Genomic DNA, 12697 nt, shown 5'->3' on the forward strand with positions numbered 1-12697 from the left:
AACTTATTGCTTACAGCTATCATTCTTGTACAAGCGATAGCACCACTTTATAAGCTGTTTTTTTGTCCCATCTCGCTATCAGCCATGCTATAAAGCTCAAAGTGAATATGTCTTTATTTTCTATCCTGTCCAGCTGGTTTAAAACCGCCTTTCTGTATGCCGGTTCCGAAGCTACATCCGGTTTTAGCAGGTATTTTTCAACCAAACTCAGGTAGGATAGTACGCGTTCTTCCGAAGTTTTTAGCAGGTACTTTTTATATCGCCGCCGGAAGCTGTTTAACCGGGATGTGGCAAGCTCAATGTTTGAGAACTGTGCTTGCACCAAAATCTCCATCAGGTTTTTTCGGATGGTCCATAACATGCCCATTTTTTTCTCGTACCAGGCATCAGTGCGTGTTAGTAAACCAAGCTGTTTCAAACTCCCCCTGTCGTTACAAAGGGCTAAAAACATGGTAAGGCATATCCGTAAATCCTCTATATCCTCTGGTTTGTGTGCCTGTTTTGAATTAGAGAGCGATTTATGCAATAAAGCAATCGCATCATCAGCAAAGCCTGTGAAAAACAGGTTGAGTGCAGATAGCAGCTGATGGCGCAGGTAAAACACCGTGTGGTAACGGCTATCCCTCAGCATTAAATCCATCATTTGCTTAAGGTAGCCCACACTCCCGGCAAAATCCATTCGCCGCAGGTGGAAGTTAGCCAGAAAATACAAGATGGATATATGGTAAAAAAGATACGATTGTTTAATAAGCTGCTGGCCTTGCATGAATTGATTAGTTCGGGCGATGTAGCGCTCTATCAATTCGTAATTTTGCTGTATGGCTGCATATTCATTAGCGATGAAAAGGATTTGGTAAATAGCCTTATAGGTCATCAAATCCTGGGTGGAGATTTTATATTTCCTTATTGTTGCCAGTATCAAGGCTGTTAGGTTAACTACCTTACCTTCCAGGTGTATTTGCTGTAGTTGCTGCCTCAAAAAGGCATAAGCCATATTGAGCTTGGCTTCGCGTTGCATATCAGCCTGGTTCCGTAGGAAACGCGCTGTTAACGCTTCAAGGTTTTCTGCTCCCGGCAGGTGGGCGTATTGTAGTTTCAACAGCAAAAGCTCGTTCAATAAATTAAACTGTTCCAAATGTTCGGCCAGTCGTTCGGCTTTATCCAAACATTTGAAGGCTATTTTGATCACGTCGTTTTCTAACAAAAAACGCGCAACCACAACCAAACGCAATGCGTCATAAGTGTCGGAATGACTACTCTCAAAAGCTCTCTGCGATAAAAATAGCAGCAAATTATCCTGCAACCTTTTCCGCAAAGCATGGTATGCATCGTTGTTTTTCTCCGGATTGTAGAGTTTGTTTAAATTACTGATATCGTCAGTTTCTATCGAATCAAGTAAAGCAAGGTTTTTTACATCGCTTCTTTTATTTTTCCGCTGTAAAAACTGCCTGAAAAGCTTTTTTTCGCTACTGTTGAGTAGCTTAACCAACTCCGATAATGAGTCCATATAGATGTGTTATTCTATATAAAGGTATAGAAATTGAAAATTATATCGTCAGTAATTTTCAAAATATGATTTTTATAACGCTGTTTTACGTGATACGTTTGCTTCCATATTAATCATTAAAACAAAACAAACATGGAACCGCTACAACAAAGAACAGAAGAAAATTCATCGGCCGTAAAATATGGCGAAAAGGTTAGAAACCCGTTTAAGCCTACCGGCGCGTTTATAGGTGCCTCCTGGTTTGCCTTGTTGGTAGGCGCGGTGGGCTATTGCGTGGGCTTATGGAATGCAGGCATGAAGCTGAACGAAAAAGGCTACTATTTCACCATTCTATTATTCGGTTTATTCGCCGTAATCTCCGTACAAAAAAGTGTTAGGGACAGGGCCGAGGGACTTGCCGTTACAGATCTTTACTACGGCATTAGCTGGTTTGCCACTATTGCCGCCATGATTTTATTAACAATTGGCCTGTGGAACGCGGATATGACGTTGAGCGAGAAAGGCTTTTACGGTATGGCATTTTGCCTCAGCATGTTTTCGGCGATTGCCGTACAAAAAAATACCCGCGACGCTAAGATGTTTGAGGACAAAGAACTGTAACGTAGCGGTTACCACCCCGCAGCGCTTTGCATGGCAGGCCTGTGGGGTTTATTTAGATAATGCGCTATTAAGGTGTGCGTTTTGTATTTCAGCATAAGGTAACATATTCAACGAGCCCAATGAGTAGCCGCTATACGGTATTGAATATTTGATGCCTTATAGCACACTGTCATTAAGTTAAAGTTTTTCTCCCCCATAGGGGGTAAAGCTTTGTAGGCAAAACAAGAGATAACGCTCCGTGCCGTAGGTACGGAACCTGTGTAGCGTACCTACGGCACGCAAAAAGTCTTAATTTTCGTGCGCTACAAAGCTTTTGCTCCGATGGAGCACCCTATCTATTAACTTAATGACATTGCTTATACCCGTTTGTAGGGAAATTTACTTTTTTGCTCCAAGGAGTTGTCTTTTGATACACAAATCTCTAAAAGCTATTTCCCTGGCCCTTTTATTTATCCTGCCATAATCCTGTGTGTTTCTTTATCTTTGCGCAAACTCAATACTTACATACAGTGATTAATGTTAATAACATTTCCGTTTCATTTGGCGGAACCACCTTGTTTAGCGACATAACATTCTCTATAAACGAGAACGATAAAATAGCCCTGATGGGTAAGAATGGTGCGGGCAAGTCAACCATCCTCAAAATTATTGCCAATGTCAGCAAACCTACCACGGGTAACGTAACTGGCCCTAAGGACGCTGTAATAGCATATTTGCCACAGCATTTGCTTACCCACGATAACGTTACCGTTTTTGAAGAAACGATGAAAGCTTTTGACGAGGCTAACCAAATGCAAAAAGAGCTCGATGAGGTGAATGAGCAGCTCAATATCCGTACCGACTACGAAAGTGATGCTTACATGAAGCTGATTGAGCGGGTATCTGAGCTGAGCGAAAAATTTTATTCGCAGGAGGAAGTCAATTATGATGCTGAGGTAGAGAAAGTGCTGAAAGGTTTGGGTTTTGAACGTAAGGATTTCACGCGCCAAACTTCTGAATTTTCGGGCGGGTGGCGTATGCGTATTGAGCTCGCTAAAATCCTGTTAAAAAAGCCAGATTTGATTCTGCTGGATGAGCCTACCAACCACATGGATATTGAAAGTATACAATGGCTGGAAGATTTTCTGATCAATTCGGCAAAGGCCGTAATGGTAATCTCCCATGATCGTGCTTTTGTTGATAATATTGCCAACCGTACCATCGAGGTAACCATGGGCCGGATATATGATTATAAAGCCAAATACAGTCACTACTTGCAATTGCGTGCCGACCGCCGTGTACATCAATTAAAGGCCTACGAGGAGCAACAGCGTTTTATTGCCGATAATCAGGAATTTATAGACCGTTTTAGAGGTACGTACTCCAAAACGTTGCAGGTGCAATCGCGCGTGAAGATGCTCGAAAAACTGGAGATTATCGAGATTGATGAAGTTGATACTTCGGCCTTAAGGTTGAAGTTTCCGCCATCCCCACGTTCCGGTCAATACCCGGTAATGGTAGAGGAACTTACCAAAACCTATGGCGATCATGTGGTGTTTAAAAATGCAGCTATGGTAATTGAGCGGGGCGAAAAAGTGGCTTTTGTTGGCAAAAACGGCGAAGGTAAGTCGACCATGATTAAAGCCATTATGGGTGAGATTGATTTTGAAGGAAGCTTAAAAGTAGGTCACAATGCCAAGATTGGGTATTTTGCTCAAAACCAGGCTTCTTTGCTCGATGAGAATTTAACGGTATTTGAAACCATCGATCAGATTCCTTTAAGTGATGGCACGGTGAAGATCAAAGACCTTTTAGGCGCGTTTATGTTTAGTGGCGATGATACCACAAAAAAGGTAAAAGTACTTTCTGGTGGCGAGAAAACCCGCCTGGCCATGATCAAACTATTGTTAGAGCCGGTAAACGTATTGATACTGGATGAGCCCACCAACCATTTGGATATGAAAACCAAGGATATTATCAAAGATGCCCTGCGGGATTTTGATGGAACCCTGATCTTAGTATCGCACGACCGAGATTTCCTGGACGGACTGGTGAAAAAAGTATTTGAGTTTGGCAACAAACGCGTTCGCGAACACTTTGAGGACATTAAAGGGTTTTTGGCCTACAAAAAAATGGATAGCTTAAAAGAGATTGAACAAAGCTAAGCGGAGCGAAGGAGCGGTCATTGCTTCGTACTTTCGATGAAAAGTTATCTAAATAGAGGGGGCGGTCATCCTGAGCCTGTCGAAGGGCGCGCGCAGAGGCCTTCGCCCGCGTGTTTCGACAGGCTATTTACGACGTATTCGTTTTAGATGAATGCGTTGGGTTTTAACGCTGGCAACGACTCACCCCGGCAACGCTTCGCTGGCCGACCCTCTCTCCGGCTAAAGCCGCATAGAGGGTGAACCCCATTTTTTTATTTCCCCACCCCTCTATGCGACGCAGTCGGAGAGAGGGGAAGACGGGCGGAGCCTCGTCGGGGTGAGTCGTCTACGCCGTGCTATATACGCTATTTTCACTTTCACAGTCTCCATATTTTACAATGCGCAATGATAATTTTATCTCTTTTTAACGGCCTTTATTGGAACAAAAAGATTCAAGTTCGCAAAAAATGTGAACTTGAATCTGAATAAAACTCCTGATATTTTTTAGCGCGCCCAACGCGTTAAATAACCAACTCGCCCTCCATTACTATTACAGATGATCCGCTTACCCATATACCTTCGGGTGTTACTTTAACCTGTATGGATGATGCATGGTTTACCAATACGCCCTGTAATATCTGGTAGGCTTGTCTTTGGCTAATATGGCTTACGGCGTTAAGGTATCCGGCCAATGGTCCGGCGGCGGTTCCGGTCGCGGGGTCTTCATTGATGCCGAAAGCAGGGTTGAAAAACCGTGTTTCGGCAACATAGTCTTTTTCGCTGCTATCTGTGGTGAACAGGTAAAAGCCCTCAAAGCCATATTGGGCAGATATCTTCTTCAAAAGATCATTGTTAGGTAAGGCCTGTTTAAGGGAGTCGTTATTTTTGATTGGCACCATTAAGTGGGCAACTTCGGTTTGCACAACGGTTGGCAACCAGTTGCAAAGTTTCAAATCTTCGGTATCCAGGCCCAGGGCTTCGGCAACTAAAGCGGCGGGTACGGCATCGAGTATCTTGGATGATTGCTGTTTCATGGCCACAAAATGAACCCCATTTTCTGTGGATGTTACCAGCGGAATTTTATGATCCTGAATAACTACCCATTTATTATCGCCTTGTTCTTTAAAAATATCCCAACCTTTTATCAAAGCCAGGCATACTGCGCCCAACAAATTATGCCCTGCGCCGGTCACCTCGTAAAAACCAGGTGTGAATGATCGTACCTTGAATGCCTTTTCTGCAGCGGAATAAAATACAAAGGATGTTTCTGAATAGCCAAACTCGCGGGCAATGTCATAGTATTGAGATAAGGCTAATTCTTCATCGCTCCACACAACCGCCAATGGGTTGCCCTTGTAACGCTGGTTGGTGAATACATCAAGAATGTAATATTTTAGTTTTTTCATTTTTTTTAATTTCAATAGCCATTGATAGCTGGCGCGACTGGTGCTCCGCCGCACTGTACACGCTTTTATTTTTACAAAAGTATGGTGTAACTATGCCTGGCTACGTGTAGTGGTAAAGGATGTTTCTGTAACTTTAAAGGATGTTAAACACGCGTTTAGTTGAGCCATTTGAGGTACAGGTTATCGAAACCAATAATTGGGATCTTGCGCCGAAAGTTTATAATTTTTTTGAAATTATTTATGTGATGGAGGGCGAGGGGCTGCGGTATGTTAACGCCAATAGCATGCCTTATCGCAAGGGGAACATATTGCTTTATACCCCGCTTGATCAACGTACTTTTACGGTCGAAAAACCAAGCCGGTTTTTATATATCCGGTTTACAGATGTTGTTTTCGAGGGCTGTAGTTCGCCCGATGAGCGGGAAGCGCTGAATGTTTGGATGAAAAACCTGGAGTACTTGTTTTTTAACCACAACCATGAGGCTAATCTTTTGGTAAAAAGTGACGACGACTGCCATACAGTTAAAAGCCTCATCAAGACGATTCACGACGAATATCTGTCGAGGCAATTGCATCACGAAAAAAACATCCGGCACCTGTTACAGGTATTGCTCAATATTTTTGCCCGTAACGTTCTGCCCGATGCCCCGGCAGAACATACGCCAACAGAACTGAGCCGGAAGAATGATTTATTAACCGGTTACATTAAAAAACATATTTATGATGCCGAAAAGTTAACTATCAATAACCTGGCTAACTTTGCCAATTTATCAGGCTATTATGTTGGCGAATATTTTAAGAAGAATAACGGTGTCAGCATCCGCAGTTATATTCTGCAATATAAACTCTCGCTGGTAAAAGTAAGGCTGGAGTTTAGCGATCTTACCATCTCCGAAATTGCTTACGAATTAGGCTTTACTGATGAAAGTCACCTGAGTAACTTGTTTAAAAAGAATTTCCAGGAAAGCCCATCCCTGTTTAGGAAAAGGGTGAGAAGTTAAGTTCGAAGTATCCCTGCTACATTACTTTTCTCCACCAACTCATTGGGCGAATACCCAAACTGATTTTTAAACGCGTATGAAAAGTGCGATAGGTTTTCAAACCCTACTTCAAGGTAAACGTCAATAGGTTTGCGCTGGTTTTGAGCTATGTGGTAGTGAGCCAGTTGCAATCGTTTCTTGGTAAGCCACTTTTGAGGTGTAGTGTTGAAGGCTTTTTTAAAATCACGCCTTAGGGTTGCAAGGCTGCGGCCGGTTAGGTAGCCAAACCTATCCAGCGTCATGTTAAACATATAGTTACGCTCCATAAACTCGGCCAGGTTTATTTTGCCCGGTTCTTCAAAATTAGCCAGCAATCCATCCACGGTTTTATCAATAGATCTTAATATGCTGATGGCTTCTTCAATTTTAATGGAGGCAATATCAGGAGGTAGACTTTCGCCCAGCTCAAAATAAGGGACCAGCGACGAAAGGCAGCTTTGCAGTAACGGGTGTTTTGAAAATAGATATATCTTTTGCAATGCCAGTAGTTTGCCGGTTGTTTTATGCCGGGAGTAAAAATCCTTTAACCTTTCTTTAGTGAGGTGCATAGCTACAGCCTGGTGTGGCTTACCATCCTTGGGGTAATTAATAACGGTAGCTAACTGGTTGCGTGGAATAAGGAAAATATCACCCGCATTGAAGGTGTAGGTAACATCGGCCTGGATAATTTTTGTTTCGCCCGAAATAAACCAAACCAGCATGTGGTGTTCAAACATCACCTCCGTTTTAAAAAGCCTTCCTGTAAAAAGCGAGAGTTTAATATCGGGGGTGATGTATTTTGTTTCAAATTCCATAACGCTGAATAGTAAAGCTAACAAAAATTAAGCAAGCCGGGCAAATACGCCGGCCTGTTTAATGGTGAATGTTATTAATTTACAGCGAATGCTACGCCTGTCATTTCTTCGCTTAAAACCCAAAGTTTTACTGCATTTGCCGCGTTTACCGAGTAGGGTTGTACACCACGTAGCGATGATGGGTCATTATAATTATGTTCGATATTTCCTTTATCCAGTTGGGCCACATCCGCGTCTTCGCAATAAACACCACCAATGTTATTTAGCTGTGCGCTGGTAGCGCACCATACTGATGTTGCGGCACCCTGCTCCACATTTTTAAGTTTTGCGGCTACTTCGGGGAAAATATCTCCATTGGCATCATGAGTGCCCATTTGTTGAAACAATGCCATGGGAGCAACTCTACCCAAATCGGTGCCGATTACCGAACCCGGATGGACCGAAAATGCCCGCACACCGAAGTTTTTCCCGATATGATCAAGCTCGACAGAAAATAAGTTATTGGCCGTTTTAGACTGGCCGTAACCTTGCAAGGTTTCATATTCGCGGTTAGTGAAATTGGGGTCATCAAAGTTGAAAGGGGCTATCTGGTGACCGTACGACGATACATTTACTACCCTGGCGCCTTTGGCATTCATTAAAGCCTGCCAAAGCCCGGCTGTTAGTTGAAAATGCCCCAGGTGATTGGTAGCAAACTGCGATTCGTACCCGCGTTTATCGCGCTGTAGCGGCACCCACATGATACCTGCATTATTAATCAGTATATCAAGCTTATCATAAGTACTCAGGAACTTGGCGGCAAAAGCATCTATAGACTCCGGCTCCATCAGATCCATTTGTTCAATAGTTACATTCACTATACCTTGCAAATTATTTATGGCTTTGGCAACATCACGTGCAGGTACAATAACTTTTGCGCCGGCAGCAACAAAAGTTTTCACGGTTTCCAAACCGATGCCCGCGTATCCACCGGTGACAATGGCCGTTTTACCACTGAGGTCAATTCCTTTGATCACATCATGAACTGTAGATTTTGCATCAAAGCCGGAGTTAATGGGATTTTGCAATACGCCGTTATAATTGTCTTGTAATTTCATTTTCTTAAATTTTGATAATACAAAACTACAGGCAATAGGATAATGTCACTTTGTTTAAAACGTCAAAGTGTTTTGTTTAAAACGTTAAATTTTATTGATGAATTGAATATGTCCAAGCATCTGTTATCAAACCCACAAGGCCCCAAGTGTGCATAATAATGCTACTGTCATCACTATAAACCCCAGTTTTAAAAATGACCACGCACTAACGGTTATCCCTTCGCGGCGCAGGGCTACCAACCATAATATAGTAGCCAGCGAACCGGTGATGGAAAGGTTTGGCCCCAGGTCGATGCCTATCAATATAGCACTTTTCACCATTGCTGGGACGTGTCCGGCTTGCACGGCGTTACCGGCAATAAGTCCGGCCGGTAGGTTATTCATCAGGTTGCAGCTAAATGCAGTTATGATTCCGCCGGCCCACACCGTACCATTTAAAGAATGAGCTAAACTTTGCTGTAACAAAGTGCTGATGTTTTGAATAAGCCCGGTTTTGCCGAGCGCTTCAACAATTACAAACAGCCCCGCTACCAGCGGTAATACAGACCACGATACGCCCTTGATTACAACTACCGGGTTCTTTTTAGCGCTGATAATTACAATGGCCGAGGTAACAATACCCGTAATAGCAGTTGGCAAACCCAATTGAATATCAAATGCCGAAGAGATTAGCAGGATGGCCGCTGTAGCAGCAATGCCGATTAAGGCGGTTTTACCACCGGTAGAAAGTGTGGGGATGGTGATCTCGCTTTCTATGGCTTGTTTAAGGTTTTTGAGCTGGGTTAAATACAACATACCATAAGTTACAGCTACAGCCACTGCCGAGGGCAAGGCATACGTATGCAACCATTGTATTAACGCCGGCATATGGCTGCCATAAATAACCAGGTTTGCCGGGTTTGATATGGGCAATATAAACGATGCTGCATTGGCTATAAACGCGCAGATAAATAGGTAGGGTAAAGGCTTATTTACTTTGGCGGCCTTTACAGCGGCAGCTACGGCTGGCGTTAAAACGACCGCGGTGGCGTCATTTGATAAAAATGAGGTTACCACAACACCTACTAAGTAAATCAATAAAAACAGCCGCACAGACGATCCATTAGCCATTTTGGTGGCATGCGCCGCAAGCCAGTCGAACAGTTTTTCTTCGCGGGCGGTTTCGGCCAGTAGCATCATGCCGGTTAAAAACAGGTAAACATCGGTGCCTTTGCTTGCGCCGTTTAGTCCTTCGGTGGGTGAAATCAGCCCTGCTATCAACAACACAATTGCCCCGGTTAAGGCCCAAACAAATTCGGGAACTTTAAAAGGCCGGATAATAACCCCTGCTATAGCAAAAAACGAAATGATCCAGATGGTAAGGTTCGTCATTATAAATTGATAGAAAATATGCCGGCGAATTTACAAGTGTTATGATAACCTGGCTTTATGATTTGAATTTGTTTATTACCATGCAGGCTTTGTTGTTTTACCGGGCTGATGATTGCAGGCTGCTTTAAGCGATGGGCCGTATAGGAGCCAAAGCAATATGGATACTATGGCAAAACATCCAAGGATCATAAAAGCCGAACTGTATCCAATTAATTGCGCTATCCACCCGCCTATTGCCGGGCTTAGCGCTGCTCCCAGTCCCTGAACCGTCATTACTGCACCTTGCCCTATATTTACCCTGCCGGTTCCGTTTAAAATATGGGCTACCAGGCCCGGTACCGCAACACTTTGTAAACCGGCACCTATGCCATCAAGTATTTGTACCGGGTATAAACCGGTGTGGCTTATCATATGCGCTGCAATAAAGCCCCGTGCCGGCAGCGCTATAAATGATATAAATATTACCAGCCAGTAACCGCGTTTTTCGGCCATGCGCATGGCTATTAATGATACAATGATCATCACTACTTGTGCGATAACAATGGTCACGGCTACAAATATGGTAGGATCTCCCTGGTTATTAGCCGCGGCGGCCAGCCCATATAGCGGTAGCATAGCACCGTTGCCCAGGTGGAAACAAGCTAACGCGGCTGCTAATACAAGCAAAGGCCTGCATTTAAATAAAACCTGTAAACCGCTTGCTTTATCGTCGCTATTATCTTTTTTTGCTAAGCCACGTGCGGCATTATCATCAATAGCCTTAGCCGGAATAAGCATTACCGAAATAATAGATATAACACCGAACAAAGCGGCGAGGTAAAATATAGCAGGCATGCCAAATTTGAAACCGAGATAGCCGGATAAGGCAGCCCCCACCACATTCCCGGCATGATTGAAGGCCTGGTTATACCCGTTTTGTTTGTTAAAGCCCTTTTGCTTCACTATTCCCAAAGTAATACCAATTACTGCCGGACCGATAGCCGAGCCTGCAACCGCTGTAGCCACCTGCGAGGCCGAAACCAGCCAGAAGTTTTGCGATATTAAAATGATGGCCGAAGCTACCGTAGTGCAAATTGCGGGAATAACAACATATAAACGTTTACGTTTGGTGGCATCTATAAGCGCCCCCGCCGGAACGGTCATGAGCATACCGGCAACGCCACCAATGGTCATGACAGAACCAATTAAGCCGCTTTTCCAGCCATTAGCCAGTAAAAAAATACCAAGGAACGGCCCTATGCCAGCCTGCATATCGGCCATGAAAAAATTAAGTGACTGCAACGGCCACAGTACACGTTTATTGGCGATGGTATTACTCATTACGGCATTAAACAGCCTGGTAATAAGTAATGTTTGGTAGGTTGTATGATTTTGATTGCTTTAACAATCCTTAATTCAACAGCTTATTAATGGCTTTAACCAATTTATCTATATCAAATGGTTTGGGCAGGTAGGCATCGTAATTAAAGTTGGCCAGCGAAATAGCCTGCCTGTGGTAGGCCGACATCAGGATTACCGGGATGTGTTTGGTTTCGTGGGTGCTTTTAATCATCTGGCATATTTTGCCGCCGTTCATCCCCGGTAACATATAATCGGTTAGTACCAGGTCGGGCTTGTGGGCTTTAATGGATTCAATGATATCATGGGTATGACTTAGCCCCGTAACAGCAAAATTATTAAAGCTTAAAACCGATTCAACGGTACTCAAAATATCGGCATCGTCTTCAATGATCAATATACTCTTTAACATAGTGAAAGAAGCTTAATGTTAAAATAAACACGCGGCCGCGTAATGGGGGATTTACGAAACCTCAAAAATAGACTGGATTTTATCGCGGTTAATTGGCTTTGAAATAAAATCAACCACCAAAGGGTTTAACAACGACCTGCTTCTATCTAAGTTTGATACAGATGAAGATAGCACATATATTTTACTTTTCTTTAAAGGATCTATATTCAGGCGGCTAAACTCTTCCAAAAACTGCCAGCCATTCATCATGGGCATAGTAAGGTCCAAAAATATAAAATCGGGGAAAAGATGAGGCGTGGTCCTGTTTATGCTTATTAGCTTGTCAATGGCGCTTTGGCCATCCATACAGGTGTCGAACTTTGAATTTATCAGTACCTTCTTTAACACCGTTTCAAAAATATAATTATCAATCTCGCCATCATCTATTACTAATATATTTGATGTTATATCTTTTGGTTTCATGGAAATTTAAACTAATATACTGTGAAAATGTTTATAAAAGAAAAATAAATTCCAATTACATGGTATTTTGCTTAATTAATAAGCACAAATACTATTGTATGTTAAAATGCTAATGTAAGTATGCATTTATAATTAAACAGCCCGGTATTTTAACGGTAAAACAATGGGTGTTTTAACGGGATATACAAAGCCAAAATAAATTTGAAATTGCCCATTGCGATGGTTAAAACCCTCTTTAAACCAGGCTCAACTTTTCGGGGATTTAAAGTTCTTGCGTTCGCAAAAAGATACAACTAAGATGTTTTTTATATTTCTATCTCCCGCGAGGTTAGCGTAGCGTAACTCGTGGGTAAAGCTGGTTGAAGCCTTTGGCTTCCGGTGTTGTTAAAGCTAAAGAGCAGGCAGCTGAAAGCTGCAACTATGGTACCCCCGAGCTATAAGCTCGCGGGAGTTGTCGGTATGTATTTGTGTTTGGTGAGTTCTATAATTAAATAAGTAAATAAAATAAAATTAGGTAAGACTAATTTTATTTGTTTGATTTGCATTT

The 12697-nt window shown here is 42.9% G+C and carries 11 protein-coding genes; 3 read left to right on the forward strand and 8 right to left on the reverse strand.

Going from position 1 to position 12697, the window contains the following annotated elements; genetic code table 11:
* Window positions 1-19: 19 nt before the first annotated feature.
* Window positions 20-1507: a hypothetical protein gene (locus tag QWZ17_RS07960; protein WP_290304584.1), complete on the reverse strand. Its 1488-nt coding sequence runs from the start codon at window positions 1505-1507 to the stop codon at window positions 20-22.
* Between the two features lie 132 nt (window positions 1508-1639).
* On the opposite strand from QWZ17_RS07960, the gene yiaA reads away from it, so the two are divergent.
* Together yiaA and QWZ17_RS07970 are read left to right on the forward strand one after the other, a co-directional pair.
* Window positions 1640-2107 carry an inner membrane protein YiaA gene (yiaA, locus tag QWZ17_RS07965; RefSeq protein WP_290304585.1) on the forward strand — a complete coding sequence of 156 codons (468 nt, stop codon included), beginning with the start codon at window positions 1640-1642 and terminating at the stop codon, window positions 2105-2107.
* A 509-nt stretch (window positions 2108-2616) separates the two neighbouring features.
* Complete coding sequence (locus tag QWZ17_RS07970) at window positions 2617-4251, forward strand: ABC-F family ATP-binding cassette domain-containing protein (RefSeq protein ID WP_290304586.1); 1635 nt, start codon at window positions 2617-2619, stop codon at window positions 4249-4251.
* Window positions 4252-4751: 500 nt separating this feature from the next.
* Here QWZ17_RS07970 and QWZ17_RS07975 read toward each other — a convergent pair whose 3' ends face one another.
* Complete coding sequence (locus QWZ17_RS07975) at window positions 4752-5636, reverse strand: PhzF family phenazine biosynthesis protein (protein ID WP_290304587.1); 885 nt, start codon at window positions 5634-5636, stop codon at window positions 4752-4754.
* Window positions 5637-5776: 140 nt separating this feature from the next.
* On the opposite strand from QWZ17_RS07975, the gene QWZ17_RS07980 reads away from it, so the two are divergent.
* A complete protein-coding gene (locus QWZ17_RS07980) occupies window positions 5777-6637 on the forward strand; it encodes a helix-turn-helix domain-containing protein (RefSeq protein WP_290304588.1) in 861 nt (286 codons plus the stop codon).
* On the opposite strand, the gene QWZ17_RS07985 is transcribed toward QWZ17_RS07980, so the two are convergent.
* From QWZ17_RS07985 to QWZ17_RS08010, 6 genes are all read right to left on the reverse strand, one after another.
* A complete protein-coding gene (locus QWZ17_RS07985; protein WP_290304589.1) occupies window positions 6634-7470 on the reverse strand; it encodes a helix-turn-helix domain-containing protein in 837 nt (278 codons plus the stop codon). The two genes, QWZ17_RS07980 and QWZ17_RS07985, sit on opposite strands and share 4 nt — an antisense overlap.
* Window positions 7471-7544: 74 nt before the next feature.
* Window positions 7545-8567 (reverse strand): SDR family NAD(P)-dependent oxidoreductase, encoded by a 1023-nt coding sequence (locus tag QWZ17_RS07990; protein WP_290304590.1) that lies wholly within the window; start codon window positions 8565-8567, stop codon window positions 7545-7547.
* Between the two features lie 126 nt (window positions 8568-8693).
* A complete protein-coding gene (locus QWZ17_RS07995; RefSeq protein ID WP_290304591.1) occupies window positions 8694-9938 on the reverse strand; it encodes an arsenic transporter in 1245 nt (414 codons plus the stop codon).
* Between the two features lie 75 nt (window positions 9939-10013).
* Entirely contained in the window at window positions 10014-11258 is a 1245-nt protein-coding gene (locus QWZ17_RS08000; RefSeq protein ID WP_290304592.1) for an MFS transporter, read from the reverse strand.
* Window positions 11259-11328: 70 nt separating this feature from the next.
* The gene (locus QWZ17_RS08005) at window positions 11329-11688 is read right to left on the reverse strand and encodes a response regulator (RefSeq protein WP_290304593.1); all 360 of its coding nucleotides are present in this window, start codon (window positions 11686-11688) and stop codon (window positions 11329-11331) included.
* Window positions 11689-11739: 51 nt separating this feature from the next.
* Window positions 11740-12150: a response regulator gene (locus QWZ17_RS08010; protein WP_290304594.1), complete on the reverse strand. Its 411-nt coding sequence runs from the start codon at window positions 12148-12150 to the stop codon at window positions 11740-11742.
* Window positions 12151-12697: the final 547 nt, after the last annotated feature.

The organism is Mucilaginibacter flavus (assembly GCF_030409315.1).
In the GTDB taxonomy this organism is placed as follows: domain Bacteria; phylum Bacteroidota; class Bacteroidia; order Sphingobacteriales; family Sphingobacteriaceae; genus Mucilaginibacter; species Mucilaginibacter flavus.

Excerpts from the sequence above, each read along its gene's own strand:
- QWZ17_RS07980 (WP_290304588.1), top strand. The coding sequence starts at position 5,777 with ATGTTAAACACGCGTTTAGTTGAGCCATTTGAGGTACAGGTTATCGAA.
- yiaA (WP_290304585.1), top strand. The coding sequence starts at position 1,640 with ATGGAACCGCTACAACAAAGAACAGAAGAAAATTCATCGGCCGTAAAA.
- QWZ17_RS07975 (WP_290304587.1), bottom strand. The coding sequence starts at position 5,636 with ATGAAAAAACTAAAATATTACATTCTTGATGTATTCACCAACCAGCGT.
- QWZ17_RS08005 (WP_290304593.1), bottom strand. The coding sequence starts at position 11,688 with ATGTTAAAGAGTATATTGATCATTGAAGACGATGCCGATATTTTGAGT.
- QWZ17_RS07990 (WP_290304590.1), bottom strand. The coding sequence starts at position 8,567 with ATGAAATTACAAGACAATTATAACGGCGTATTGCAAAATCCCATTAAC.
- QWZ17_RS07960 (WP_290304584.1), bottom strand. The coding sequence starts at position 1,507 with ATGGACTCATTATCGGAGTTGGTTAAGCTACTCAACAGTAGCGAAAAA.
- QWZ17_RS08000 (WP_290304592.1), bottom strand. The coding sequence starts at position 11,258 with ATGAGTAATACCATCGCCAATAAACGTGTACTGTGGCCGTTGCAGTCA.
- QWZ17_RS07985 (WP_290304589.1), bottom strand. The coding sequence starts at position 7,470 with ATGGAATTTGAAACAAAATACATCACCCCCGATATTAAACTCTCGCTT.
- QWZ17_RS07995 (WP_290304591.1), bottom strand. The coding sequence starts at position 9,938 with ATGACGAACCTTACCATCTGGATCATTTCGTTTTTTGCTATAGCAGGG.
- QWZ17_RS08010 (WP_290304594.1), bottom strand. The coding sequence starts at position 12,150 with ATGAAACCAAAAGATATAACATCAAATATATTAGTAATAGATGATGGC.